The 26,124-nt window shown below is 69.9% G+C and carries 21 protein-coding genes and 2 riboswitches; of the genes, 14 read left to right on the forward strand and 7 right to left on the reverse strand.

Annotated elements, in window-relative coordinates; all coding sequences use genetic code 11:
- Positions 1 to 57 precede the first annotated feature (57 nt).
- Both HNR57_RS28985 and HNR57_RS28990 read left to right on the forward strand, forming a co-directional pair.
- On the forward strand, positions 58 to 270 hold the full coding sequence (locus tag HNR57_RS28985; RefSeq protein WP_184564522.1) for an EF-hand domain-containing protein: 213 nt from the start codon (positions 58 to 60) through the stop codon (positions 268 to 270).
- A 186-nt stretch (positions 271 to 456) separates the two neighbouring features.
- Positions 457 to 1,119, forward strand: coding sequence for an NADPH-dependent F420 reductase (locus tag HNR57_RS28990; RefSeq protein WP_184564524.1), 663 nt, complete (start codon positions 457 to 459; stop codon positions 1,117 to 1,119).
- Positions 1,120 to 1,125: 6 nt separating this feature from the next.
- Here HNR57_RS28990 and HNR57_RS28995 read toward each other — a convergent pair whose 3' ends face one another.
- From HNR57_RS28995 to HNR57_RS29005, 3 genes are all read right to left on the reverse strand, one after another.
- Positions 1,126 to 1,683: a glycoside hydrolase family 25 protein gene (locus HNR57_RS28995; RefSeq protein WP_184564526.1), complete on the reverse strand. Its 558-nt coding sequence runs from the start codon at positions 1,681 to 1,683 to the stop codon at positions 1,126 to 1,128.
- Positions 1,684 to 1,766: 83 nt separating this feature from the next.
- On the reverse strand, positions 1,767 to 2,996 hold the full coding sequence (locus HNR57_RS29000) for an McrC family protein (protein ID WP_184564528.1): 1,230 nt from the start codon (positions 2,994 to 2,996) through the stop codon (positions 1,767 to 1,769).
- Complete coding sequence (locus tag HNR57_RS29005) at positions 2,993 to 5,155, reverse strand: McrB family protein (RefSeq protein WP_313675069.1); 2,163 nt, start codon at positions 5,153 to 5,155, stop codon at positions 2,993 to 2,995. Before HNR57_RS29005 ends, HNR57_RS29000 begins: the two co-directional genes overlap by 4 nt.
- Before the next feature lie 869 nt (positions 5,156 to 6,024).
- Between HNR57_RS29005 and HNR57_RS29010 the strand changes: the two genes are divergently transcribed.
- The 4 genes from HNR57_RS29010 (at position 6,025) to HNR57_RS29025 (ending at position 12,211) form a co-directional block, all read left to right on the forward strand.
- Positions 6,025 to 6,885 carry a hypothetical protein gene (locus HNR57_RS29010; protein ID WP_184564532.1) on the forward strand — a complete coding sequence of 287 codons (861 nt, stop codon included), beginning with the start codon at positions 6,025 to 6,027 and terminating at the stop codon, positions 6,883 to 6,885.
- Positions 6,886 to 6,915: 30 nt separating this feature from the next.
- The gene (locus HNR57_RS29015) at positions 6,916 to 7,401 is read left to right on the forward strand and encodes a hypothetical protein (protein ID WP_184564534.1); all 486 of its coding nucleotides are present in this window, start codon (positions 6,916 to 6,918) and stop codon (positions 7,399 to 7,401) included.
- A gap of 101 nt (positions 7,402 to 7,502) precedes the next feature.
- Positions 7,503 to 11,438, forward strand: coding sequence for a GDSL-type esterase/lipase family protein (locus tag HNR57_RS29020; RefSeq protein WP_246555059.1), 3,936 nt, complete (start codon positions 7,503 to 7,505; stop codon positions 11,436 to 11,438).
- Positions 11,439 to 11,491: 53 nt separating this feature from the next.
- Positions 11,492 to 12,211, forward strand: coding sequence for a hypothetical protein (locus tag HNR57_RS29025; RefSeq protein WP_184564536.1), 720 nt, complete (start codon positions 11,492 to 11,494; stop codon positions 12,209 to 12,211).
- Between the two features lie 50 nt (positions 12,212 to 12,261).
- On the opposite strand, the gene HNR57_RS29030 is transcribed toward HNR57_RS29025, so the two are convergent.
- The 4 genes from HNR57_RS29030 to gcvT all read right to left on the reverse strand — a co-directional run bounded on the left by HNR57_RS29030 (position 12,262) and on the right by gcvT (position 16,589).
- A complete protein-coding gene (locus HNR57_RS29030; RefSeq protein ID WP_184564538.1) occupies positions 12,262 to 13,629 on the reverse strand; it encodes an L-serine ammonia-lyase in 1,368 nt (455 codons plus the stop codon).
- Positions 13,630 to 13,715: 86 nt separating this feature from the next.
- A complete protein-coding gene (gene glyA / locus HNR57_RS29035; protein WP_184564540.1) occupies positions 13,716 to 14,978 on the reverse strand; it encodes a serine hydroxymethyltransferase in 1,263 nt (420 codons plus the stop codon).
- Between the two features lie 9 nt (positions 14,979 to 14,987).
- Positions 14,988 to 15,365 carry a glycine cleavage system protein GcvH gene (gcvH, locus tag HNR57_RS29040; protein WP_184564542.1) on the reverse strand — a complete coding sequence of 126 codons (378 nt, stop codon included), beginning with the start codon at positions 15,363 to 15,365 and terminating at the stop codon, positions 14,988 to 14,990.
- 102 nt (positions 15,366 to 15,467) lie between these two features.
- Positions 15,468 to 16,589 (reverse strand): glycine cleavage system aminomethyltransferase GcvT, encoded by a 1,122-nt coding sequence (gene gcvT, locus HNR57_RS29045; protein ID WP_184564544.1) that lies wholly within the window; start codon positions 16,587 to 16,589, stop codon positions 15,468 to 15,470.
- 38 nt (positions 16,590 to 16,627) lie between these two features.
- A riboswitch (glycine riboswitch) is annotated at positions 16,628 to 16,744 on the reverse strand.
- A riboswitch (glycine riboswitch) is annotated at positions 16,745 to 16,845 on the reverse strand.
- Positions 16,846 to 17,067: 222 nt separating this feature from the next.
- On the opposite strand from gcvT, the gene HNR57_RS29050 reads away from it, so the two are divergent.
- From HNR57_RS29050 to HNR57_RS29085, 8 genes are all read left to right on the forward strand, one after another.
- Complete coding sequence (locus HNR57_RS29050; RefSeq protein ID WP_184564546.1) at positions 17,068 to 17,733, forward strand: AAA family ATPase; 666 nt, start codon at positions 17,068 to 17,070, stop codon at positions 17,731 to 17,733.
- Between the two features lie 178 nt (positions 17,734 to 17,911).
- Positions 17,912 to 18,700, forward strand: a complete 789-nt coding sequence (locus tag HNR57_RS29055; protein ID WP_184564548.1) for an enhanced serine sensitivity protein SseB — start codon at positions 17,912 to 17,914, stop codon at positions 18,698 to 18,700.
- A 161-nt stretch (positions 18,701 to 18,861) separates the two neighbouring features.
- Entirely contained in the window at positions 18,862 to 19,662 is an 801-nt protein-coding gene (locus tag HNR57_RS29060; RefSeq protein ID WP_184564550.1) for an enhanced serine sensitivity protein SseB C-terminal domain-containing protein, read from the forward strand.
- Positions 19,663 to 20,006: 344 nt separating this feature from the next.
- Positions 20,007 to 21,005, forward strand: a complete 999-nt coding sequence (locus HNR57_RS29065; RefSeq protein WP_161365988.1) for an ABC transporter permease — start codon at positions 20,007 to 20,009, stop codon at positions 21,003 to 21,005.
- A 26-nt stretch (positions 21,006 to 21,031) separates the two neighbouring features.
- Complete coding sequence (locus HNR57_RS29070) at positions 21,032 to 22,780, forward strand: ABC transporter substrate-binding protein (RefSeq protein WP_446696906.1); 1,749 nt, start codon at positions 21,032 to 21,034, stop codon at positions 22,778 to 22,780.
- A gap of 91 nt (positions 22,781 to 22,871) precedes the next feature.
- Positions 22,872 to 23,882 carry an ABC transporter permease gene (locus HNR57_RS29075; protein ID WP_184564554.1) on the forward strand — a complete coding sequence of 337 codons (1,011 nt, stop codon included), beginning with the start codon at positions 22,872 to 22,874 and terminating at the stop codon, positions 23,880 to 23,882.
- Entirely contained in the window at positions 23,879 to 24,961 is a 1,083-nt protein-coding gene (locus HNR57_RS29080) for an ABC transporter ATP-binding protein (RefSeq protein ID WP_033313297.1), read from the forward strand. Before HNR57_RS29075 ends, HNR57_RS29080 begins: the two co-directional genes overlap by 4 nt.
- A complete protein-coding gene (locus HNR57_RS29085; protein WP_184564556.1) occupies positions 24,958 to 26,091 on the forward strand; it encodes an ABC transporter ATP-binding protein in 1,134 nt (377 codons plus the stop codon). The genes HNR57_RS29080 and HNR57_RS29085 overlap by 4 nt, the downstream gene beginning before the upstream one ends.
- Positions 26,092 to 26,124 lie beyond the last annotated feature (33 nt).

Consider the following 26,124-nt stretch of genomic DNA (forward strand, 5'->3'; position numbering starts at 1 on the left):
TGACCTGCGTCAGACCTGCGTCATCAGGACGTACAGCACGAGATGAGGGGCGGATCGGTGGCGGACATCGAGGAAGCACGCAAGCAGTTCGAGCGGATCGATACGGACGGTGACGGGTTCATCACCGCTGCCGAGTTCAAGGCCGCCCTGGCCGGGTCGGGTGACTGGAACGTCACCGAGTCGGTCGCCGAGGTCGTCATCAAGACCCGGGACCTCGACGGCGACAAGCGCCTGAGCTTCGACGAGTTCTGGGCCTACCTCAACAAGTAGCCCGCCCGGGCGCAGCCGAGCGAAGGGGCCCGGTCCGCGATCACCGGACCGGGCCCCTCGCCATGCCCGGAGCGAAGTGCGCCAGGCCCCTCCCCGGCGGCGGAATAGCCCACCCGCCCCGCGGGTTGACCGTGGTCACGAGGCTCCACGAGACGCTGTTCAGCTCGGGAAGGGCTAGGCGAGGACATGAAGATCGGCATCATCGGCGCGGGCAACATCGGCGGCAATCTGACCCGGCGGCTCACCGCCCTCGGTCATGACGTGTCCGTCGCCAACTCCCGGGGGCCCGAGACGCTCACGGCCCTCGCGGAGGAGACCGGCGCGACGCCCGTGACGGTCGGCAAGGCGGCACGGGGCGCCGAGATCGTCGTCGTCACCGTCCCGCTCAAGGCCATCCCGGACCTCCCCTCCGGCCTGCTCGACGGCGCGGCGGACGGCGTCGCGGTCATCGACACCGGGAACTACTACCCCCGGCAGCGCGACGGCAGGATCACGGGGATCGAGGACGACGGCCTCACCGAGAGCCGCTGGACGGAACGGCACATCGGCCATCCGGTGATCAAGGCCTTCAACGGCACCTTCGCCCAGGACATCCTGGACCGCCCGCTCCCCGCCGGCGACCCCGGCCGGATGGCCCTGCCGGTGGCCGGCGACGACGAGACGGCCAAGCGCAAGGTACGGGACCTGATCGACGCGCTCGGCTTCGACACGGTCGACGCGGGCGGCATCGACGACTCCTGGCGCCAGCAGCCCGGCACCCCGGTCTACGGCCTGCGCGACGGCGCGGAAGCGGTCACGAAGGCCCTGGCGGAGGCCTCCCCGGAACGCACGCCGGAGTTCAGCGGCTAGGCCGGATCAGGCGTCCTCCGCCCACTTCCGCAGCGCCGCCCTGCTCTCGAAGTCGGCCACGTTCTTGTCCAGCGGGTCGTCGGTGTACTGGTGGAAGCGCCACTTCGCCTTGATGCGGGGCTTGCCCGCCGAGACGTAGTCGGCGATCCACAGGCCGTCGCCCGCATAGGACGTCGTGTCGACGTTGAGCCAGAAGTCGCGGTTGGCGTAGAGAATGACCTGGTTGTCGGGCCGCAGATCCTTCAGCTTCCGGATGAACAGGTCCTTCTCGGCGTTGCTCGCGTGGGTTCCGTTGCTGGTCGTCTCCCAGTCGACGGCGAGGATGTCGCCCGCCCGGTCCGGGGCCTTGCTCACGAAGTACTCGGCCTGGGCGGTGAGGTTGCCGGGCCACAGGAAGTGGTAGAAGCCGACGACCAGCCCGGCGTCCCGGGCCCGCTTGGTCTGGGCGGCGAGTTTGGGGTTGACGTAGGAGCGCCCCTCCGTCGCCTTGACGAAGACGAAGGAGAGGCCGTCGGTGCCGTAGGTGGAGGACTGGTAGGCGCTCACATCGATGCCGCGCAGCATGGAGGGCTCCCTGAAGTGCTGTGGGGGAGGGGAGTTGGTGTCCACCACCTTGGCACGGCCTGCCGTGGGATGACGTGTAAACGTCAACTTGGGTGAACCATGGGACGGGTGTCCGCCGCCGTCGCGGTGATCCGGTCCGCCAGGTCCGCGACGGCCGACAGGAGCCCGGCCGGTGGCAGGGCGAGGTCCAGGGTGTGGGCGGTGACGGTGATGCCGGAGCGGCGGATGACGTGGTCCGTGGGCCCGTTCTGGGTGGTGGCGGCATACACGAGATGGCCGTGCGGCAGGCCGAGCGCGGTGCAGTAGCCGAGCAGCTGGCCGAGGTGGTCGGTGGAGGGCGCGGCCCTGTCGAGGAACACGTACTTCGCGTCGACGACGGAGACCGCACGGCCCGCCCGGTACAGCACGATGTCCGGCCGCAGCCGCACCCGGCGGGCCACGTCCAGCCGGTGGTGCCCCTCCTGCCCGGCGCAGCGGACGCCCCGGCGGGCCAGGACGTCGCCGAGCGCCACCGTGAGGAACCGCTCGAAGACGTCCGGAAGGTGGAGCAGGAAGCCCTCCGCCGTGACGGGGCTGCCGCCCTCCGGCTGGACGGAACGGGCGGACAGCACCAGCTCCGCGAGCCTCAGCACCCGCGCGTAGCGGGAGTTGAGGCGGTTCGGTGTCCAGCGGGGCAGCGGCGCGCCCGGGTGGAGGGGGCGGACGCCCGTGAGCCGGCCGGCGAGGTGGCGCAGGGCCTGGCGGGTGTGTACGGGCACTCCGGGCAGCCGGGCGGCCAGGTCCAGGGCCGTGAGCAGGATGCGGTTCTCGGCGATGTCGGGGGTGTGGTCGTCGTAGCGCACGGCGACGGGCAGCGGCAGGCCGACGCGGCGCAGCTGGTCCGCCGTGCGGATCCGGCCGCGGATCAGGGGCAGGTCCTCCTCGACCGTGCGGTAGCCGTGCAGCACTCCGGTGTCGAGGGTGCGGCGTGCGGCGCGGGCGAGCAGCCCGGCGACCGCGGGGAGGAGCTCGTCCGACTCGGCCGCGCCGACCGGCTCGGGCCGCCAGGGGTCGTCGGAGGAGTAGGAGAGCAGGAACAGCAGGTCCCGCACGGGGAGTTTGGGGCGCAGATGGAGCTGGACGGTCCCGCCGGAGGGGGTGCGCAGCCGGACCAGCCCGGCCTTCTGGTTCCCCCGCAGGCGCCAGCGTCCGCCCGCCGCGGGGGTCAGCCGCACCAGGCCCGGCACGGTGAGCAGCCCGGCGATCTGGTCGCCCGTCAGCTCCCGCACGATGCCGGGGCCGGTCTCCGGAACGGTGAGGAGGAGGCCGGTCACGCCTCCTCCGGGCCCCGCTCCAGCGCCGCACGCAGCGCGGGCAGGCCGTACTCCTCCTCCACGTCGATCCCGGTGCCGTAGAGCTGGTCCTCCAGCAGGGGCAGGATCTGGGTGCGCCAGACGAGGCCGAGCCCGTCCGGCCGGGCGGCGGCGGGCTTCATCAGGTACGACGGTCCGATGGCGCGGTCGGCGTCCCCGAGCCGGGTGTTGAGCTCGTCCAGCAGCCGGGCGGCGGTGTCCGGCAGGCCGCGCTCCCGCAGCCAGCGGTCCAACAGGCCCCGGACGGGCGGCTTCTCGGGGGACAGGCGGCGGAAGGCGAACCGGCGCCGCATCGCCGCGTCGACCAGGGCGATGGAACGGTCGGCGGTGTTCATGGTGCCGACGAGGAACAGGTTGCCCGGCAGGGTGAACGGGGCGTGCGGGCTGTACTGGGTGGTGACGGGCTCCTCGCGGTACTCCAGCAGGAAGTACAGCTCGCCGAAGACCTTGGCCAGGTTGGCCCGGTTGATCTCGTCGACGATCAGGACGTACGGGTTGGACGGGTCCTTCGCGGCGCGCTCGGCGAGCAGCCGGAACGGCCCGGGCACGACGTCGAACACCACCGAGCCGTCCTCGCCCCGGACCGGGCGGAAGCCCTCGAAGAAGTCCTCGTAGGTGTACGAGGGGTGGAACTGCACGAGCTCGACCCGGTCGGGACCGGCCAGATGCCGGGCGAGGGCGCGGGCCAGGTAGGTCTTCCCGGTGCCGGGCGGGCCGTGGAAGACGAGCTGTCCCTGCTCCTGGAGCTGCTCGGCGGTCTCCCTGAGCCAGTCCAGCGGCATCAGCAGCCGCGCGGCCAGCTCCTCGGTGACGGGGGGCAGTTCCAGCGGCTTGGTGACGTCGACGTCGACGAGTTCCTCGGCGACGACGTCCTCCAGGCCGGCCCGCTCGGCGAGTTCGGCGGCGATGCTGCTGACGTCGTAGAGCGTGGGCGGCAGCGGCAGCCGGGCCTGCACCCGCTCGGGCAGCTCCGCGCGGACGAGCGGCCGCTCGGCGGTGGCCCAGCGCACCGGGCGGCGCCGGGCGTTGTCCGGGCCGTCCGAGGTGTCGTACTCCGCCGGGCCCTGGACCGTGCCGACGTGCACCTCCTCCGGTGTGACGGTGACGACCAGATCGCCCGGCTGCATCACGGTGACGAAGGCGTGCAGCTGGTACGCAGCCTGTCCGCGCAGTTGGGCGCTGGCCTCGGGCATCGCCTCGGCGACGGCCCGCTGGACGTCCTGCTTGGCGGAGCCGGCGGGGATGTCGGGAATCTCGCGCCAGGACATCGAGCAGTAGCCCTGCCGGAGCCAGTCCGGGATGAAGTTGCGCCCGTCGACGTTGTACCCGCGCACCAGCCAGCCGCGCTGCTCGTGCTCGACGGTACCCCCGCGCCATCTGCGCACCCACGGCTCGTCGTAGAAGTCGACGGCCTGCCCGGTCTGTTCCCGGAGCGTCCGGCACAGCTCCAGCAGGTCGAGGTCGTCGTCCCCGGTGGGCTCGGGGAGCTCGTCCGCGAACGCCTTGACGATCTCCTGCTTGTGGTAGGCGCTGGCGATCGGCTGGTAGAAGTCCGGGAAGAGCAGGAACAGCAGGACGTGGATCTGCGCCCGCCCCTTCTTGTGCCCGACCGACTCCTGGATGCCCAGGCACAGGGCCTTGAACGCCATCGGGTCCTTCAGCAGCGCGTCCCGCTCGGCGCCGGTCATCCCGGCGAGCCGCTCCACCAGCAGGACCAGGATCTGGAACTGCGCCCACCGGTAGTTGAGGAAGCCCTGGCCGCCGTGCAGGAAGCCCGTCAGGCCCGGTTCCAGATCCGCCGGAACGGTCACCGGGCGGCCGGCCCAGGACAGCACCTCGCCGAGGATCTGCCGCTTCTTGGCCGGCCCGATCTGCTCGGGCACGAGCGGTGCCATGTTCACGAACAGCAGCTCGGCGGCGAGTACGACGGTCGCGTCCGGGGCGCCGTCGAGTTGCCGGCGCAGTTTGACCAGGAAGGTGTCCGAGGATTCGTCCGGCCGGTCCACGAACCGTCTGCGCAGATCCGAGGCAGTCGCCCCGGTCCAGGCCGCAAGCTCCTGCGCAAAGGCGGACTTCCCGCTCGTCAGCCCGTCGTGGAAGACCCGCCGCACCGCCGCCACGACATCGGTACTTTCCGGCCGCCTCGCCACTGTGCCACCCCCTGGTGCTCGAAAGGCCCAGCTTAGGAGGGATCCGTGCGGTGCGGACAGGCATGTCCGGTCCGGCTCGGGGCCGCTCACAATCGGATCACTCACCTCCGGGGGCGACTTTCGGCCGACCTGCATCACACAGTTCACGGGAAGCACACAGGTAACCCGTCGGAATGTGCGCTTTCTTGTGCAACCGCTTCACGCCAGTCAGCGCGCGAGCCCGGAGTAAACCCTTGTTACGGACTGTAGGCCTGTGGCTATGGTGACTGTCGTGCCCGGCGGGACATGACCACCCGCTACGGCACGACTTGAGCGAGCGCCCGGGGGAACCGGCGCCGCTACGGGGGAGGGGAGTTCGTCATGCCACGATGCCGGCAGTCGCCTTCGGTGCCGAGCCGTGTCCACGTGGGGACGCCGTCCGGAAGCGGACGGGCCAGGGGGAAGATCTCCGACAGCGGCAGCATCGCGCACGTCGGCCGCCGCTGACGGCGGCGTGAACGGCCGGCGGTATGCCGGCCGTGTCCGTCGGGGGACTTGAGGCGTCAGGGGACTTGAGGCGTCAGCGGCTTTAGGAGTCAGGGGATTTGAGGCGTCGCCCCCTGGGTGCGGGCGGTGCGGATGCCGCCCCGCTTCCCCGCTCCGGGCGGCGCAGCGGGTCCTTCCCCGGCCACCTCGTGAGCCTTTCCCACATCTCGCCGTCTCCCGCTGTCGTCCGACGGGTGGCGGGCGGGCCCGGCAAGGCGCGCACAAGAGCGCGTCACCCCTTTCCCACCGCAGCGCAGCGAGGACCTGCCGAACGGCCGGCCCGCACGCAGTCCTGACCAGAAAGGAACAGAGACGTGAAGCCGATGACCAAACTGGCCCTGCCGGCCCTCGCCGTGGCCGGCGGGATCCTGGTGGCCGTCGCGGGGACCAGCCTCGCCCAGGGGGAATCCGGGGCGCGGGCCGAGACCGCGGCGCCGGTGGCGAAGGCGTTCGTCGGGGACCCGGAGGATCCGGGCACATGGCGCCTGCCCGTGGAGACGTTCGCGCCGACCAAGGCGCAGACGCGCATGGTCAGCGCCAGCCGTGACGAGCTGATCGACGCCTGCATGGACGGCAAGGGCTTCCCCGAGTGGACCCCGGCCCCGGATCTCCCGGACCTCGGTGGAACGACTCTGACCGACTGGCGGTACGGCATCCACGACGCCCAGGAGGCCCAGGAGCACGGCTACCACCCGGACCCCGCGGCACAGAAGGCGTACGACGACGCCCTCGCCCGGGACAAGTCCGGCGACACCGACCGCGGTGCCCTGCGCTCCTGCGTCGACCAGGCGGACGGCGGCGTTCCCCGCCTCGCCGTGTCCCCCCTGGTCAATCAGATCGGTGGCTACTCCTACCAGACGGCGCGCGAGGCACCCGAAGTGCAGAAGGCGTTCCAGCAGTGGTCGGAGTGCATGAAGACCAAGGGCTTCGCCTACGCCCAGCCGATGGACGCCGCGGAGGACTCCCGTTTCCTCACCGCCGACAAGGCGACCGAGCTGGAGAAGGACACCGCGGTGGCGGATGTCGCGTGCCGGGACAAGGTCAACGTCGAGAAGACGTGGTTCGACGCCGAAGCCCGCATCCAGGAGCAGGAGATCAGCAAGAGCCGAGCGGCACTCGAGGAGCAGCGGGCCGGCATCAAGACGGCCGTGGCCAAGGCCCGGGCCCTCGACTGACCACCGAACGACATCAGGAGATCACAGATCATGTCCCATCTGGTCAAGCGGGCCGCAGTCGTCGGTGCCGCCCTCGCCGCCGTGTTCACCATGGCCCCGAACGCCCAGGCCCTGGACGGCGACCACCACAACCTCTACTCACCGTCCGCATGTGACGATCACTGGAGGTCGGCGTTCTCCTTCCACATCTTCTTCAACTCGAACCTGAAGGGGTCGTACCGCAACATCGGTTACTCCGTCTACGACTTCGGCTCGCTCAAGGCGGGCGCGGGTGACCCCAACAACTATCCCCTGCGGTTCTGCCAGATGGGCGCGTCCGCTCCCTGGCCCGGGTCCAACCAGAAGATCAAGAACAACGCCGCATCCGCGAGGAACGACCACTACAAGTACATCGGCCGCGTCTACTACCGCAGTGGCTACAAGGGCGCGCAGGACGTGCTGAGCCCGAACGAGACCATCGGCAAGTTCTCGAAGGTCTACAACGAGAACGCCTCTTTCAAGTGGACCAGCTCCTGACCGGCATTCACATGCCGTTCGTCGGCCGGCGCGGCCTTCGTCCCCGAAGGCCGCGCCGGTATCTCACTCGTGCCCGAAAAGCAGCCATTGGAGGACGGCAGTTGAAAGTTCGCAGACCGGGCCGTGCCGGGATCGCGGGCCTCGCGGCCACCGCGGTCCTGACCGGGCTCATACAAGCCGCGCCGGCGTTCGCCGAGACCAGTCCCCCCGACCCGAAGCCGTCCGGGAATCCGTCGTCCGGTCCGCCGACGCGGGTGACGGATCCCGGCGAGAAGCTGGGGAAGGGCTGGAAGACCTCGGCGGACCGGGCCGTGACCACCGCGGCGGACAGCGGCGGCTTCAAGGTCCTCGTGGCGGACAGTGAGGACGCCTACCGGTGGCGGACCGTCGCCTCGCTGGCGGAGCCCGGCATGCCGGCGGACACCTGGATCGGCAACTCCTGCGTCATGGACCGTGACCACGCAGCGGTCGTGTACGCGCCGCGTACGTTCACGAACAAGCCGGACCTGATGCAGGGCGGTGCCTTCACCGCGGTCGTCGACCTGAAGTCCGGCCGGGTCACGAAGCTGCCGTTCACCGGCTCGCTGGCCTACTTCGACCCGTCGTGCAACCCCGGGACGCGCACGGCGGCCTTCACCGCGTCCCGCGACAGCAAGACCCGGCTCGTCACCGTCGACACCAGCGGCAGGACGACCAGCGATACCACTGTCACCGGACAGGTGACCTCGGCCGTCCCGGTGAAGGACGGCCTCGTCGCCGCCCACGGCCGTCACCTCGTGCACGTCTCCCCGGCGGACGGCAAGCCCCGGAGGCTCGCTGCCGCGGACAGCGTGCCGTTCGACATCCGCCCCACCAGCGAGGGGATCGCCTTCCTCGACCACAGCGGCGGCACGGCGCGCGCCAAGCTGTGGAAGGGCCGGGGCACACCGTCGACGCTCGGCTCGGGGAAACTCGGCGACCTGGCCCTCGAACAGGGCAGCGAGGGGCGGGCCTTCCTCACCGGCGACACCACGGACGCGAAGCTCACCGGTACCGCGGTGGCGCGCCTGGACGTCCCGGCGGACACGGATGTGTCCAGCCACGGCCGACTGGCCGTCGACCCCGTGCTCATGCCCGGCGTGCGTGCGGGCCTGGACCGGATCGGGAACGCGGGCAAGGGTTTCACCAAGGCCGAACCCTCGTCGCGGGCGCGCACGTCTCAGGACCCCACCGACTCGGACCCCGCGCCGCCGACCGTGACCAGTGTCGCGACCGCGACCGGCAAGAAGATCACCCAGACGATCGCCGACACCACCAGCCGCACGGGCAAGGAGTCCTTCTCACCCGCCCTGGGCGCGGCGGGCAAGAGCGGGCGGGCGCCCGAGAGGAGCGGGCGGGCGGCACAGGCGGCCGACCCGCACAATCCGGTCGACACGGACCGCTGGTGCTCCATCCCGCGTAACGACGTCAAGGCGCTGGCGCTGCAGCCGACTCCCAACCAGGTCGAGTGGGCCGTCAACATGGCGATCCGCGGCGAACTGCGCTCCAAGTGGATCAAGCAGGGAGGCTGGCGCTCGGGCCTGGGCACCGTCGACCCGCAAGGGCTGTTCCCGGCCCCCGCCCTGAAGGGCGGTGGGCGCATCCCCGCCCAGGTGCTGCTGGGCGTACTCGCCCAGGAGTCGAACCTGTGGCAGGCCGAAGGCGGCGCCATCCCCGGCCAGATGGGCAACCCGCAGGCGGCGATCGCGGGCTTCTACGGGCACAAGGGGGAGACGTCCGAGGCGTACTGGAGGATCAACTGGCACCAGTCGGACTGCGGCTACGGTGTCGGACAGGTCACCGACGGCATGCGCCTCGCCGGCCTGGAGAAGCCCGGCGAGACCTCTCTGTCTCCGGCGAAGCAGAAGGCCGTGGCCCTGGACTACGCGGTCAACATCGCCGCGTCGATGTACATCCTCGCGGACAAGTGGAACCAGGTGCACACCGCGGGGCAGACCATCACCGTCAACAACGACGACCCGTCGAAGCCGGAGAACTGGTTCGCCGCGCTGTGGAACTACAACCTCGGCTTCAACGAGAACAAGGGTGACGGCAAGCCGTGGGGCCTGGGCTGGTACAACAACCCCGCGAACCCGTCCTACCCGGCCTCGCGGCACCCGTTCATGTCCAACCCGCGTGACGCCGCGAAGCCCCAGAACTGGCCGTACCAGGAGAAGGTGATGGGCTGGTCCGCCTGGTCCATGGACACCGGCTACTCCTACGGCAGCGACGGGCGGCAGGACTGGCCCGGCGAGTCCGGGTTCTCCAGCGCCGGATTCCGGCCCGCCTGGTGGATCAACCCGGGGCAGCGCGACCTGGTCAAACCGCCACTGGACGCGTTCTGCAACACCACCAACAACTGCAACTCCGCCAACCCGCCGGACTGCCCCGACGCCAAGTGCTACGAGAAGTACTGGTGGCGCGGATCGAACGTGACGTGGAAGAAGAACTGCGACGCCGACTGCGGCAACGAGAGCATCAAGTACGTCACCCTGCGCGAGGAACCGGGCCGCGGCACTCGGCTGAAGCACGGCACGCCGGAGTGCGGCGCCGCCCCGGCCGGTGCGTTTGTCGTGGAGTCCCTCGCGGACAACGTCGAGACCTACAGTTCCTGCGGGGCGTCGGGCACCGACGCGGGGAAGTTCGAGTTCACGTTCCATCCCAACCCGGCGTCGACCGGTCCGGGTCTGGGCCCGTTCGAGGCCAAGGGAGACCTGCACCAGATCGGTGGTGGGCACGGCGGCCACTTCTGGTACACGCACACCCGTGACGCCGCTCATCTCGGCGGCCCCGGCGGCCGGATGACCATCGACGGCACCTGGACCCTGGACCGCAACGTCGAGTGGGCCCGCGTCTACGCGCACATGCCGGACACCGGGGCGCACACCCAGCAGGCCCACTACGTGATCAAGGGGGTCGCGGGCGGTGAGCGCCACCGCTACGTCAACACCCACCACAGTAAGAACACCTGGGTCGAACTCGGCGTCTACCGCTTCACCGGCACCCCCCGGGTGGAACTGACGAACACCACCGACGACGGCACCGCTGACGAGGACATCGCCTGGGACGCCGTCGCCTTCCAGCCGCTGTCCGGCAAGCCGAAGCACATGGTCGTCGCCATGGGCGACTCCTACACCTCCGGTGAAGGTGCCGGGTCCTATTCACCCGAGTCCGACAGGGACCACGGGAAGAGCAGCTGGAACGCGTGCCGGCGCAGCGACAACTCCTGGCCGCGCAAGATGAAGTTGCCCGGTCAGAGCACCAGCATCGGCGAACTGGCGAAGGACAGGAGCGCCACCGTCGACTTCCTGGACGTCAGCTGCTCCGGCGCGAAGACCTCGCAGCTCACCACGGGAGACCCCACGCCATGGGGAGACATGGGCAACTACCGCGAGAAGAGCCAGATCGACTCCGGTGTCCTCAGCGCGGACACCACACTGGTGATGCTGACCATCGGCGGCAACGACGGGGACAACTTCACCGAAGCCATCACGAACTGCTACGTCATGTGGGGGACGTGTGACGCGGCCGACTACACGGGCAGGGTCGACCAGGCGGTCACGGACACCGGTACAGTCATCGGCCAGATCGCGGGCGCCGCGCCGAACGCCCAGATCGTCCTCATGGGCTACCCGCGTCTGGTTGGTGAACAGCCGTGCGTCACAGCAGACTTCGACGCCCTGAACCAGCTGGCCGACTACTTCCGGGACAAGCAGAAGGCCAAGGTGGCGGAGCTGAGCAGGACCGGGACCAGGGTGGCGTTCGCCGATGCGATACCCGCCTTCCGGGGACACGGGATCTGTGAGGGCGACGAGTGGATCAACCGTGTCGTCGCCGGCCCGAACGGCGACGGCGACTTCCACGCCGGTGACCCGGCCAACCAGGCCCCGTGCCTGCCCTGGCCCGGGGAGAACGTCTGTGCCAGCCTGGAGTCGTTCCACCCGAAGAACGCCGGTACCGCGGGCTACGCCCGGGTCATGGAACAGGCACTGGCCGGTATCGGATACAAAGGCAGCTAGTGGGACCTGACACAACCGGCGGTGCGGTGGTCACGGGGCGGGCGAACCGCCTCGTGACCACCGGCTGCCTGACCATCCTGATCGCGCTGATCATTGTTCTCGGCGTCCCTGTCTCCTGGTTGTGGTACCGGCACTGGCACGACGGGCACGTGAACAGTGAACGCAGGGACAGGGCGTTCGCATCGATCCGGGAGCAGGCCCGTGCCACAGCGGACGAAACGGCCCGCGCACTCGGCACGAGCGGCGCCACTGGCACCGACGCCCTCATCGGCGTGATCTGGCGGCACACCGAAGCTCCCGTGATCACTTATGAAGCGTCCCGTCGCGAGTTCACCGCCACGGCCGCGAGATCCGCCCGGTACGACCATGCGGTCGTGTTCCCCGGTGGCGGACCCGTCGAGGTGACCCTGTGTTTCGTCGTCACCTACACCCATCGCACCGGTCAGGCATGGACGTCGCGAGTCTCCGAGCGGGACGACGAGGTGTGTCGTCCGGGCACCGATATCGGTGGTCTGGTACGCCTCGCGCAAACGCGCATCTCCGGTATGTATGCCCAGGACCTGACGCGAGCCGGAGTGCAGAAGGCCCTGGATCCCACCGGACGGCATACCTACGAGGTCAAGAGCGTGGTGCGCGAGGGGGACTCGACGACCGTCTCCGTCGTCGTGTCGAGTTCGGGGGCAGCGGTCGGCCAGTGCTACCGCTTCACCCGGCCCGTCCCCGGCGGCGCCGGCCGGGGTCCCGCCACCGCGGTTCCCACGTCCGCATGCTGACCCGGCGGCCGTGACGCACGGCGAGGCGGAACGCCCGCGCCACTCGAGCCCTAGCACTCGATGATGTTCACCGCCAGCCCGCCCCGGGCCGTCTCCTTGTACTTCACCGACATGTCCGCGCCGGTGTCCTTCATGGTCTTGATGACCTTGTCCAGGGACACCTTGTGGGAGCCGTCGCCGCGCATCGCCATGCGGGCGGCCGTGACGGCCTTGACCGCGGCCATGCCGTTGCGTTCGATGCAGGGGATCTGGACCAGACCGCCGACCGGGTCGCACGTCAGACCCAGGTTGTGCTCCATGCCGATCTCGGCGGCGTTCTCGACCTGTTCGGGCGAGCCGCCGAGGACCTCGGCCAGGGCGCCCGCGGCCATCGAGCAGGCGGAGCCGACCTCGCCCTGGCAGCCGACCTCGGCGCCGGAGATCGAGGCGTTCTCCTTGAAGAGCATGCCGATCGCGCCCGCGGCGAGCAGGAAGCGGACCACGCCCTCCTCGTCGGCGCCCGGCACGAAGTTCACGTAGTAGTGCAGGACCGCCGGGATGATGCCGGCGGCGCCGTTGGTGGGGGCGGTGACGACCCGGCCACCGGCGGCGTTCTCCTCGTTGACCGCCATCGCGTAGAGGGTGATCCACTCCATCGCCAGGGCCAGCGGGTCGCCCTCGGAGCGCAGCTTGCGCGCGGTGTTCGCGGCCCGGCGGCGCACCTTGAGACCGCCGGGCAGGATGCCCTCCTGGGACAGTCCGCGCGCCACGCAGTCCCGCATCACCTGCCAGATCTCCAGCAGGCCTTCGCGGATCTCCTCCTCGGTGCGCCAGGCCCGCTCGTTCTCCAGCATCAGCGCGGAGATGGACAGGCCCGTCTCCTCGGTCAGCCGCAGCAGCTCGTCGCCCGTGCGGAACGGGTACTTCAGCACGGTGTCGTCGAGCTTGATGCGGTCCGCGCCGACCGCGTCCTCGTCGACGACGAAACCGCCGCCGACCGAGTAGTACGTCTTGGTCAGCAGCTCCGCACCCGAGGCGTCGTACGCCCACAGCGTCATGCCGTTCGCGTGGTACGGCAGGGCCTTGCGGCGGTGCAGGACCATGTCGTCGTCGAAGGAGAACGCGATCTCGTGCTCGCCGAGCAGGTTCAGCCGGCCGCCGGCCTTGATCGCCTCCACGCGTTCGTCGGCGCTCGTGACGTCCACCGTGCGGGGCGAGTCGCCCTCCAGGCCCAGCAGCACCGCCTTGGGCGTGCCGTGGCCGTGTCCGGTCGCGCCGAGCGAGCCGTACAGCTCCGCGCGGACCTGTGCGGTCGGGGCCAGCAGCTCCTCGTTGCGCAGCCGCCGGGCGAACATCCGGGCCGCGCGCATCGGGCCGACGGTGTGGGAGCTGGACGGGCCGATGCCGATCGAGAACAGGTCGAAGACCGAGATGGCCACGGGGAACTCCTGACTACGGGGGTGGTGCAGAGGGGGTGGGTGCCGCGACCGCTTGTGACGGACGCGGCACCCGAAAGGTTTCTTCGTTACTTGTTCAGACCCGGGTACAGCGGGTGCTTGCCGGCCAGGGCCTTCACCCGGGCCTTGAGGGCCTCGACGTCGTACGACGGCTTCAGCGCCTCGGCGATGACGTCCGCGACCTCCGCGAAGTCCTCGGTGCCGAAGCCCCGGGTCGCCAGGGCCGGCGTGCCGATGCGCAGACCGGACGTCACCATCGGCGGACGCGGGTCGTTCGGGATCGCGTTCCGGTTGACGGTGATGCCCACCTCGTGGAGCCGGTCCTCGGCCTGCTGGCCGTCGAGCTCCGAGTGGCGCAGGTCGACCAGGACCAGGTGCACGTCCGTGCCGCCGGACAGGACGTCCACGCCCACGGCCCGGACGTCGTCCTTCACCAGACGCTCGGCCAGGATGCGGGCACCCTCCAGCGTACGGCGCTGGCGCTCCTTGAAGTCCTCCGAGGCGGCGACCTTGAAGGCGACCGCCTTGGCGGCGATCACATGCTCCAGCGGGCCGCCCTGCTGACCGGGGAAGACGGCGGAGTTGATCTTCTTGGCCAGTTCGGCCGTGGAGAGGATCACACCGCCGCGCGGGCCGCCGAGGGTCTTGTGGGTCGTGGTGGTGACCACGTGGGCGTGCGGCACCGGGTTGGGGTGCAGCCCGGCCGCGACAAGACCGGCGAAGTGGGCCATGTCGACCATCAGGTACGCGCCGACCTCGTCGGCGATCCGGCGGAACTCCGCGAAGTCCAGCTGCCGCGGGTACGCCGACCAGCCGGCGACGATCAGCTTCGGGCGGGACTCCTTGGCCAGCCGCTCCACCTCGGCCATGTCGACCCGGCCGTCCTCGCCCACGTGGTAGGCGACGACGTCGTAGAGCTTGCCGGAGAAGTTGATCTTCATGCCGTGGGTCAGGTGCCCGCCGTGCGCGAGGTTCAGGCCCATGATGGTGTCGCCCGGCTTGAGCAGCGCGAACATCGCGGCCGCGTTGGCCTGGGCGCCCGAGTGCGGCTGGACGTTGGCGTGCTCGGCGCCGAACAGCTCCTTGACGCGGTCGATCGCGATCTGCTCGACCACGTCGACGTGCTCGCAGCCGCCGTAGTAGCGGCGGCCCGGGTAGCCCTCGGCGTACTTGTTGGTGAGGACCGAGCCCTGCGCCTCCATGACCGCGACCGGAGCGAAGTTCTCCGAGGCGATCATCTCCAGCGTGGACTGCTGGCGGTGCAGCTCGGCGTCGACCGCCGCGGCGACCGCCGGGTCGAGCTCGTGCAGGGGTGTGTTCAGGACGGACATACGACTCCCTCAGCCCGCGGAGAACGCGGTGTACTCGTCGGCGGAGAGCAGGTCGCCCGGCTCGTCCGTGATCCGCACCTTGAACAGCCAGCCGCCCTCGAAGGGGGCCGAGTTCACCAGCGACGGGTCGTTCACGACGTCCTCGTTGACCTCGGTGACCTCACCGGAGACCGGGGAGTACAGGTCGGACACCGACTTGGTCGACTCCAGCTCGCCGCAGGTCTCGCCGGCGGACACGGAGTCACCGACCTCGGGAAGCTGGACGAACACGACATCGCCGAGCGCGTTGGCCGCGTGCTCCGTGATGCCGACCGTCGAGACGCCGTCCTCGGCGGCCGACAGCCACTCGTGCTCCTTGCTGTAGCGCAGCTCATTGGGGTTGCTCATGGCCTGGATTCTCCTGTACGCGCGGGAGTGCTGTGGAAGGGGGGACTGCTGGTGAGCTGGGACGACGGGCACGAGGCGCTGCCGCGGCCCTCCGGCCAGTGTCTACTTCTGGCGCTTGTAGAACGGCAGCGCCACGACCTCGTACGGCTCGTGACTGCCCCGGATGTCCACGCCCACGCCGGTCGAGCCGGGAGCGGCGTGCGCGGCGTCGACGTACGCCATCGCGATCGGCTTGCCGAGGGTGGGGGAGGGGGCGCCGGAGGTGACCTCGCCGATCACCTCGCCGCCGGCGACGACCGCGTACCCGGCGCGCGGGACGCGGCGGCCCTCGGCGACGAGCCCGACCAGCACGCGCGGCGGGTTCTGCTCGGCCCGGGCGGCGGCCTCGCGCAGGGCCTCGCGCCCCACGAAGTCGCCCTCCTTCTCGAACTTCACCACCCGGCCGAGACCGGCGTCGAAGGGGGTGAGGGAGGTCGACAGCTCGTGCCCGTACAGCGGCATGCCCGCTTCCAGGCGCAGCGTGTCGCGGCAGGACAGCCCGCACGGGACCAGGCCGACGCCCTCGCCGGCCTTGGTCAGGCCCTGCCACAGCTCGACGGCGTGCTCGGGCTTCACGAACAGCTCGAAGCCGTCCTCGCCGGTGTAGCCGGTCCGGGCGATCAGGGCCGGGACGCCCGCGACGGTGCCGGGCAGCCCGGCGTAGTACTTCAGGCCGTCGAGGTCGGCGTCGGTCAGGGACTTCAGGATCCCGGGCGACTCCGGTCCCTGGACGGCGATCAGCGCGTAGGCGTCCCGGTCGTCGCGGACCTCGGCGTCGAAGCCGGCGGCGCGCTCGGTCAGCGCGTCGAGGACGACCTGGGCGTTGGAGGCGTTCGCGACGACCATGTACTCGGTCTCACCGAGGCGGTAGACGATCAGGTCGTCCAGGATGCCGCCGTCGGCCCGGCAGATCATGGTGTAGCGGGCCCGGCCCGGCTTCACACCGCCGATGTTGCCCACCAGGGCGAAGTCGAGCAGGGCGGCGGCCTGCGGGCCGGTGACGGTGATCTCGCCCATGTGGGAGAGGTCGAAGAGGCCGGCCTTCGTGCGCACGGCGGTGTGCTCGTCGCGCTCGGAGCCGTAGCGCAGGGGCATGTCCCAGCCGGCGAAGTCGGTCATCGTCGCGCCGAGCGAACGATGCAGGGCATCGAGCGCGGTGTGACGGAGTTCTCCTGTACTGCTCACGGTCGGTCGTCTCCCAGGGCAATGACGGGCGAGGTCGTTCCTCCCCATCTGTCATCGGAACCTGAGAGGTTCGCCATGACCGCGCTGGTCCATGGCTTGCACCTTGGGTGGAGCCGGCCTGCCGGGGCAGGGGAGGGCCCGCTTTTCAGATGTGCCTCGCCCGCGCGGTAACGGGGCCTGAGAGATTCAAGGGAGGGACTTGCTCCTTCGGCGCCCCAGCGACAGCTGCTGCTGGGAACTCTCCCGCGCGGATTCAAACGGCCGGTATGCAGTTGGCGCGCACATCATTGCACGCATCCTTCCGGCGCGGCAGGGGGACCTTTCCCAGGGAGTGCACGAGTCCCGCCCGCCGGACACGGCGACCTGTAGCAGCCCTGTTGCAGGACAAGAACGTAAATGAGAGGCCTGCGGCATTACCTTCTCTTTACACTCGGCGGGGATGGGACTCCGTACCTGGCCCCAGGGGAGGACGATCACGGTGAACAGGACCACCGCGTACGCGACGACGGGCATCGCGCTGCCCGATCAGCCGGCCGCTCCGGCCGGGGCGGTCCGCGCCCCGGCGCCGGCACCGGTCGTCCGCGATCTGCGCGACCGCGACGGCCGCAGCCCGCACGCGCTGCTGTTCGGCCCCCGCGACCTCGTCGTGGTCACGGGCCTGCCCGGCAGCGGCAAGTCCACGCTGATGCGGCGCACCGTGCCGGGCCGGCGCGTCGACTCCCAGGACACCCGTGACCGCTGGGCCCGCCGCATGCCGCGCGTCCTGCCGTACGCGCTCTACCGCCCGTTCGTCCGCCTCGCCCACTACGCCGGGCTGCGCCGCGCCCTGCGCACCGGGGAGGGCGTCGTCGTGCACGACTGCGGCACGCAGGCCTGGGTCCGCCGCTGGCTCGCCCGCGAGGCCCGCCGCCGGGGCGGCACCCTGCACCTGCTCCTCCTCGACGTCACCCCCGACCAGGCCCTGGCCGGCCAGCGCGACCGGGGCCGCGGCGTCTCGCGCTACGCGTTCCTGCGCCACAGGGCGGCCAGCACCCGCCTCCTGCGCGCGGTGGAACGCGGCGACCTCCCCTCCGGCTGCGGCTCAGCAGTCCTCGCCGACCGCGACGCGGCGAACGCCCTCCACAGAATCGGCTTCACGGGCTGAGGGACGTGGGGCGAGGGACGGGGGCAGGGGGCAGGTGGCGGGGTGGCGGCCGCAGGGACCGGCGTCCGCATCCGCCCGACCTCCCCGCCGCGCCCCGTCATCCACAGCCCTGCCGCCCCGCGTCCGGCAGCCGTTAGCCTTTGTGCCACAGCAGTGGTTCCAGGCAGGCGGTAGGCAGATGGACATCCCGGCGGGCTTCTCCGCGGACTTCCCGGCGCAGACGCAGACCCACCCGCACGGCGGTTGGCCCGGCAACGAGCTGGAGGAGGTGCTCTCGGCCTCCCTCGGCGCCGGCCCGGCGGCCGGCGGGCGGATCGTCGAGGTGCTCGGCCGCAGCTTCGTGTGGATTCCGCTGCCCAGCGGCGGCGGCCCGCACAGCGGCCCCCTCGACCTGCCCGGCATCGAGATCGACGGCCAGGCGTTCGTGCCGGTGTTCAGCTCAGAGGAACAGTTCCGCCAGGTGGTCGGCTCCCACATGTCGTACACCATCGCTCCCGCCGTGGAGTTCGCCCGCGGCCTGCCCCCGCACGCGGGCATCGCCGTCAATCCGGGCGGCGTGGTCGGCATCCCGCTTCCGCCGCCCGCGGTGGCCGAGCTGTGCCGGGCCGGCCGCACCCCGCTGGACGGTCCCGCGAGCGGCGGCCGGGTCCGCCTCTTCGAGCCCGACTGGCAGGAGGATCCGGTGGACTTCCTCGCCGCCGCCTCCGCCGAGTTCGAGGCGATCGGTGTCGTCGTCACGGCCCGCCGCTGTCTCGCTGCGATCGAGACCGCCGACCCCGTGATGTTCGTCGGCGTCGAACTCTCCCAGTGGGAAGGCGACCTGCGCGCCCTCCCGCTGGACGCCCTCACCCGTGCCGTCAGCGCCGTCCCGGCCCCCTGGCCGGTCAACCTCGTCCTCCTGGACGTGGCGGAGGACCCGGTGGGAGCTTGGATGCGGGAGCGGGTCCGGCCCTTCTACCAGCGGTAGGGCAGCCGGCCCGGGGGCGCGAGGCTGTACGTCATGCGGCTCCGCCGCGTGGGCGCGATCAACCACACACGACCCGCACCCGCCCGACGGCATAATCCACGGGCGCCCCTGCGGGCTTAAGCTAGGGCACCGTCGAGGCGTTGTACGAAGGGGCGGTAAAGGTGAGCGCGAGCGGCACGGCCGCGGCCGGACAGGTCGAGCACATGCTGCGCCAGGTCACGCCCGGGCGTTACGACGCCTACGAGGCTCTCCTGCGCGCGCTCGCGACCCCGCACACCGGCCAGATCTGGATGCTCCTGTGGCACGGCCAGGCCGGCTCCCCGGACGCCCAGTACGGAAACATGGACGTCGACGGTCACGGTTACGCCCCCTGCGTGACCTCCGCCCAGGAGCTCTCGGCCAGCGGCTGGAACCGGTCCTACGAGGTGGTCGACGGGGTCGACGTCGCCCGCGCGCTCTACCCCGACCACCACGGCCTCTGGCTCAACCCGCACGCCCCCGGCGGCGGCGTCGGCATCCCCTGGCTCGACCTCCGGCGGATCGCCACGGGTCTGGACCGCCAGCCCGCAGGTCCCCTGAGACTGTCCGAACCCGCCATCGAGATCCCGCAGTTCTACGCCCTGCTCGCGCAGAACGCCCACCGCACGCCGGCCGTCCGCTCGCTGCGCCGCGCCTGGGTGCAGCCCGCGCTCGGCGCGCCGTACCTCGCCATCGGACTGGACGTGTACGACACCTCGCCGCCGGCCGTGGACTCCGTGCGCGCGATGATGCAGCAGTCCCTGGGCGCCGTGCCGGACGGGCTCCCCGTGTCGACCGTCGCCATGTCCGACGAGCACGACCCGGTCGCCATGTGGCTGCGCGCGAAGGCGCGCCCCTTCTACGACCGCGAGGCCCACGCCACCGCCCCCGTCCAGGCCCCGGCCTCGGGCTACGGATACCCTCCGGCCCAAGGCCGGTACTGACCGGCTGGAAGTCGCCCCTCGCGCCCCCTCTCTCGCCACCCTTCGAACGCGACAACCGCTCAGCTCTCCGCGCGTAGATAGGGGCGACATGTGCATTTGTGTCCTAAAATGCCCCTGTCCTCACGCGTCCGACCCCTGTTACCCGCTGTCCGGATAACGGAACCTCGCAGACAGCATCACGTTTGCGCATCCTTTCACCGCCAAGTCTGGCAACAGATCGCCAAAGCGTTGAAGACTCCCCGCAAGACACGGGCCGGGTCGGTCTCGTGTACGAGACAAACAAAACCGCTACAGCGGCAGCCAGGGGCTCGGCGATCGCCGGCCCGAGAGGGGTCAATCGCACCGTGACCGCACCGATCGAGACCACCGGGGCGGAAGCCGGAGCACAGCCCGAGGCCGTGCTCTCCGGGGTCAAGAAGAGCCAGATCGAAGGGCGTTCGCTCACCCAGATCGCCTGGATGCGCTTCAAGCGGGACAAGGTGGCGATGGCGGGAGGCGTCGTCGTCATCCTGCTCACGCTGATGGCGGTGTTCTCCAAGCCGATCCAGTGGATCTTCAACCTCGATCCCAACAAGTTCAACCAGGACCTCATCGACCCCGCGCTGCTCGCCCCCAAGGGCGGCTGGGGAGGGATGAGTTGGGACCACCCGCTCGGCGTGGACCCCCAGTACGGCCGGGACATGCTCGCCCGCATCATCGACGGCTCCTGGGTCTCCCTGCTGGTCGCGGGCGGCGCCACCCTGCTGTCCGTGTGCATCGGCACCGTGCTCGGTGTCGTCGCCGGCTACTACGGCGGCTGGATCGACAGCGTCATCAGCAGGCTGATGGACACCTTCCTGGCCTTCCCCCTGCTGCTGTTCGCCATCTCGATCTCCGCCGCCGTGCAGGACGGGTTCTTCGGCCTCGAAGGCCTGCCGCTGCGCATCTGCGTGCTGATCTTCGTGATCGGCTTCTTCAGCTGGCCGTACATCGGCCGCATCGTGCGAGCCCAGACGATGACCCTGCGCAAGCGGGAGTTCATCGAGGCCGCCACGAGCCTCGGGGCACGCGGCCCGTACGTCCTGTTCCGGGAGCTCCTCCCGAACCTCGTCGCACCGATCCTCGTCTACGCGACGCTGATCATCCCGACGAACATCCTGTTCGAGGCCGCGCTGAGCTTCCTCGGCGTCGGTATCGCTCCGCCACAGGCCTCCTGGGGCGGCATGCTCAGCAACGCTGTGGATCTCTACACGGCTGATCCGCAGTACATGTTCGTGCCCGGACTGGCGATCTTCATCACCGTCCTGGCCTTCAACCTGCTGGGTGACGGGCTGCGTGACGCCCTCGACCCTCGCAGCAAGTGATCCATCGAATGAGGGAGCTTCCTCAGGTGAAGACGAGAAGGGTGACCGCCGGCGTTGCGTCGGTCCTGGCACTGTCGCTGGGTGCTGCCGCGTGCGGCGGCGGAGGTGACGACAACGACGGGGGAGGCAACGGCAAGAAGGACGCCGCGCTGAACTCGATCGTCAACGCGTCGGACAAGAAGGGAGGGACGGTCACGTACGAGCACTCGGACGTGCCGGACTCCCTCGACCCGGGCAACACGTACTACGGCTGGGTCCAGAACTTCTCCCGCCTCTACGGCCGGACGCTCACCACGTTCAAGCCGGCGGCGGGCAAAGAGGGCCTGGAGGTCGTGCCGGACCTCGCCGAAGGGCTCGGCAAGTCCAGCCCGGACGCCAAGACCTGGACGTACAAGCTGCGTGCGGGTGTGAAGTTCCAGGACGGCACCCCGGTGACGTCCAAGGACGTGAAGTACGCCATCGAGCGCTCCAACTTCGCGCCCGAGGCGCTGTCCAACGGCCCGACCTACTTCAAGGCGTACCTTGAGGGCGGCGACAAGTACAAGGGCCCGTACAAGGACAAGTCCGCCGAGGGCATCAAGTCCATCGAGACGCCGGACGACCGGACGATCGTCTTCAAGCTGAAGCAGCCGTTCGCCGACTTCGACTACCTGGCGACGTTCTCGCAGACGGCCCCCGTGCCGAAGGCGAAGGACACCGGTGCGAAGTACGTCCAGGCCATCCAGTCCTCCGGCCCGTACCAGTTCGAGTCCTACGAGGAGGGCCGCGGCGCGACCCTCGTGCGCAACCCGCAGTGGGACGCCAAGACGGACCCGGTCCGCAAGGCCCTGCCGGACAAGATCACGATCAAGTTCAAGGTCAACCCGGTCACGGTCGACAACAACCTGATCTCCGACAAGATCACGGCTGACGCGGCCGGCACGGGTGTGCAGCCGCAGACCCAGCCGAGGGTGCTGCGCGGCAAGCTCGCCGACCAGACCGACAGCTCCTACGCGGGCGCCACGCAGTACATCGCGCTCAACGTGAACGTGAAGCCGTTCGACAACGCCGACTGCCGCAAGGCCGTGCAGTGGGGCCTCGACAAGCAGTCGGTGCTCGACGCCATGGGCGGTTCCCCGAAGGGCGACGTGGCTACCACGCTGCTGCCGCCGTCGGTGAACGGCTACACCAAGTTCGACACCTACGCGACCGACGGTCACAAGGGTGACGTGGCCAAGGCCAAGGCGGCGCTGAAGGCGTGCGGCAAGCCGAACGGCTTCAACACCATCCTGACCGCCCGCTCCGACCGCCCCGCCGAGGTCGCCGCGGCGACCGCCACCCAGGCGTCGCTGAAGAAGATCGGCATCAACGTCGAGATCAAGCAGTTCCCCTCCGGCAAGTACTTCTCCAACTTCGCCGGTGTCCCGAGCTACGTCCACGACAACAAGCTCGGCATGCTCTCGATGGCGTGGGGCGCCGACTGGCCGACCGGCTACGGCTTCCTCGACCAGATCATCAACGGTGCCGCCATCAAGCCCTCCGGCGGCAACAACCTGATGGAGCTGGACGACCCGAAGATCAACAAGGCCCTGACGGACGGGATCGCCAACACCGACGACGCCGCCCGCACCAAGGCCTGGGGCGACATCGACAAGATGGTGCTCGACAACGCCTCGGTCGTCCCGCTGGTCTACCGCAAGAACCTGCTGCTCCGGCCGACGTCCGCGACCAACGTCACGGTCACGCAGGCCTACCTCGGCATGTACGACTACCTGCTGATGAGCTCCTCGAAGTAATTCAGCAGGCCGGATCCTTTCGAAAGGCAGGTGAAGGCACCGGGTGGCCGCGGCGGACGACCCCGCCGCGGCCACCCGGGGCCGTACAGCTGTGGCTGCGTACATCCTCCGACGCGTCATGGGCGCCGTGCTGTTGCTGCTGGTGGTCAGCGCAGTCACTTTCGCCATCTTCTTCCTGGTGCCCCGCCTCGGGGGCCAGACGGCCGACCAGTTGGCCACCCAGTACGTCGGCAAGGACGCGAACCCCGAGTCCGTCGCCGCGATCAAGCAGAACCTGGGGCTGGATCTGCCCGTCTACGAGCAGTACTGGAACTTCATCAAGGGCATCGTGGCGGGCGCGGACTACAGGTTCGGTCCCGACGCGACGCACTGCAGCGCACCCTGCTTCGGGTACTCCTTCAAGAACCACGTCGAGGTGTGGCCCCAGCTCCTGGAGCGGATCCCCGTCTCCCTCTCGCTGGCCGTCGGTGCCGCGGTGATCTGGGTGGTCTTCGGTGTCATGACCGGCGTCGTCTCGGCGCTGCGCAAGGGCAAGCCGATCGACCGCGCCGCCATGTTCATCGCCCTCGCCGGCGTCTCGCTCCCGATCTTCTTCACCGGCCAGATCCTGCTCGCGCTGTTCGTCTACGAGATCCCGATCTGGGACAGCGTCGACTACGTCCCGTTCACCGAGAACCCCGCCGAATGGGCCTGGCACCTGGTGCTGCCCTGGGTCAGCCTCGCCTTCCTCTTCTCCGCGCTCTACGCCCGGCTCACCCGGGCGGGCATGCTGGAGACGATGAGCGAGGACTACATCAGAACGGCCAGGGCCAAGGGTCTGAAGGAGACCACGGTCGTGGCCAAGCACGGCCTGCGCTCCGCTCTCACCCCGATCGTGACGATCTTCGGCATGGACTTCGGCATCCTCATCGGCTCCGCGGTGCTCACCGAGACCGTCTTCTCGCTCCAGGGCATCGGCGCCTACGCCATCCAGTCCATCCAGACGAACGACCTGCCCATCATCATGGGCGTGACCATGGTCGCCGCGTTCTTCATCGTCTTCTGCAATCTGATCGTCGACCTGGTGTACGCAGCCATCGACCCCCGGGTGAGGTACTCGTGAGCAAGCTCGACAAAGCCGCGCTCGGCGAACCGGACTCCACCGCCCCGTCCGTCCCGGACGACGTGTTCCTGTCCGTCCGTGATCTGCGCATCCACTTCGACACCGACGACGGCCTGGTCAAGTCCGTCGACGGCGTCAGCTTCGACGTGCGCAAGGGCAAGACCCTGGGCATCGTGGGCGAGTCCGGCTCCGGCAAGTCGGTCACCTCGCTCGGCGTGATGGGCCTGCACCGCTCGGCGCGCGCCAAGGTCTCCGGCGAGGTCTGGCTGGACGGCCAGGAGCTGATCGGGGCCGACCCCGACGTCGTACGGCGGCTGCGCGGCCGGAAGATGGCCATGATCTTCCAGGACCCGCTGTCGGCGATGCACCCCTACTACTCGGTGGGGCACCAGATCGTCGAGGCGTACCGCGTCCACCACGACGTGAGCAAGAAGGCCGCCAAGCAGCGGGCGATCGAGATGCTCGACCGCGTCGGCATCCCCGAGCCCGCCAAGCGCGTCGACGGCTACCCGCACGAGTTCTCCGGCGGTATGCGCCAGCGCGCCATGATCGCCATGTCGCTGGTGAACAACCCCGAGCTGCTCATCGCCGACGAGCCGACCACCGCGCTGGACGTCACCGTGCAGGCGCAGATCCTCGACCTGATCCGGGATCTGCAGAAGGAGTTCGGCTCCGCGGTCATCATGATCACCCACGACCTGGGCGTGGTCGCCGAGATGGCGGACGACCTGCTGGTCATGTACGGCGGCCGGTGCGTGGAGCGCGGCCCCGCCGAGGACGTGTTCTCCGAGCCCCGCCACCCCTACACCTGGGGCCTGCTCGGCTCGATGCCGCGTCTGGACCGCGAGGAGACCGACCGGCTCATCCCGATCAAGGGTGCGCCGCCCTCCCTCATCAACCTCCCGTCCGGCTGCGCCTTCCATCCGCGCTGCCCGTACGCGGACATCCCGAAGGACAACGTCACCCGCACGGTCCGCCCCGAGCTGACCGAGGTCGGCGGCTCGCACTGGGCCGCCTGCCACATGACGCAGGAGCAGCGGGAGCGTATCTGGACCGAAGAGATTGCGCCGAAGCTGTGAGCGACGACAAAACGGTGAGCACACCGGACACGAGCGGGAGCACCCTCACCAAGGGCACCACCGCCGACGGCGAGGTCCTGCTGAAGGTGACCGGCCTTCAGAAGCACTTCCCGATCCGCAAGGGCCTGCTCCAGCGGCAGACCGGCGCGGTGCGTGCCGTCGACGGCATCGACTTCGAGGTGCGCAAGGGCGAGACGCTCGGCGTCGTCGGTGAGTCGGGCTGCGGCAAGTCCACCATGGGCCGGCTGATCACCCGCCTGCTCGAACCGACCGGCGGAAAGGTCGAGTTCGAGGGCCAGGACATCACGCACCTGAAGACCGGCGAGCTGCGCCCGATGCGCCGCGACGTGCAGATGATCTTCCAGGACCCGTACTCCTCGCTGAACCCCCGCCACACCATCGGCACGATCGTCGGCGCCCCCTTCCGGCTCCAGGGCGTCGACCCCGAGGGCGGCGTGAAGAAGGAGGTCCAGCGGCTGCTGTCGGTGGTCGGCCTCAACCCCGAGCACTACAACCGCTATCCGCACGAGTTCTCCGGCGGCCAGCGCCAGCGCATCGGTATCGCCCGCGCGCTCGCGCTCAACCCGAAGCTGGTCGTGGCGGACGAGCCGGTCTCCGCGCTGGACGTGTCGATCCAGGCGCAGGTGGTGAACCTGCTGGACGACCTCCAGGAGGAACTGGGCCTGACGTACGTGATCATCGCGCACGACCTGTCGGTGGTCCGGCACGTCTCCGACCGCATCGCGGTGATGTACCTCGGCAAGATCGTCGAGCTGGCCGACCGCGACAAGCTGTACAAGTCGCCCATGCACCCGTACTCCAAGGCGCTGCTGTCGGCCGTGCCGATCCCGGACCCCAAGCGCCGGGGCGTCAAGAGCGAGCGCATCCTGCTCAAGGGCGACGTGCCCTCGCCGATCGCCCCGCCGAGCGGCTGCCGCTTCCACACCCGGTGCTGGAAGGCGACGGAGATCTGCAAGACGACCGAGCCGCCGCTCAAGGAGCTGCGGGCCGGGCAGCAGGTCGCGTGTCACCACCCGGAGAACTTCGAGGACCAGCAGCCGCAGGACACCAAGCTGCTGTCCTCGGCCGAGAAGGCGGCCGGGAACGGCGCCACCCCCGTGGAGAAGTGACCCACCACGAGCCCCCGCCCTCGCACATCAGGG

Origin of the sequence: Streptomyces paradoxus (assembly GCF_014202475.1) — a bacterium.
Taxonomy (GTDB): domain Bacteria; phylum Actinomycetota; class Actinomycetes; order Streptomycetales; family Streptomycetaceae; genus Streptomyces; species Streptomyces paradoxus.

Excerpts from the sequence above, each read along its gene's own strand:
- HNR57_RS28990 (WP_184564524.1), top strand. The coding sequence starts at position 457 with ATGAAGATCGGCATCATCGGCGCGGGCAACATCGGCGGCAATCTGACC.
- HNR57_RS28995 (WP_184564526.1), bottom strand. The coding sequence starts at position 1,683 with ATGCTGCGCGGCATCGATGTGAGCGCCTACCAGTCCTCCACCTACGGC.
- HNR57_RS29015 (WP_184564534.1), top strand. The coding sequence starts at position 6,916 with ATGTCCCATCTGGTCAAGCGGGCCGCAGTCGTCGGTGCCGCCCTCGCC.
- glyA (WP_184564540.1), bottom strand. The coding sequence starts at position 14,978 with ATGTCCGTCCTGAACACACCCCTGCACGAGCTCGACCCGGCGGTCGCC.
- gcvH (WP_184564542.1), bottom strand. The coding sequence starts at position 15,365 with ATGAGCAACCCCAATGAGCTGCGCTACAGCAAGGAGCACGAGTGGCTG.
- HNR57_RS29055 (WP_184564548.1), top strand. The coding sequence starts at position 17,912 with ATGGACATCCCGGCGGGCTTCTCCGCGGACTTCCCGGCGCAGACGCAG.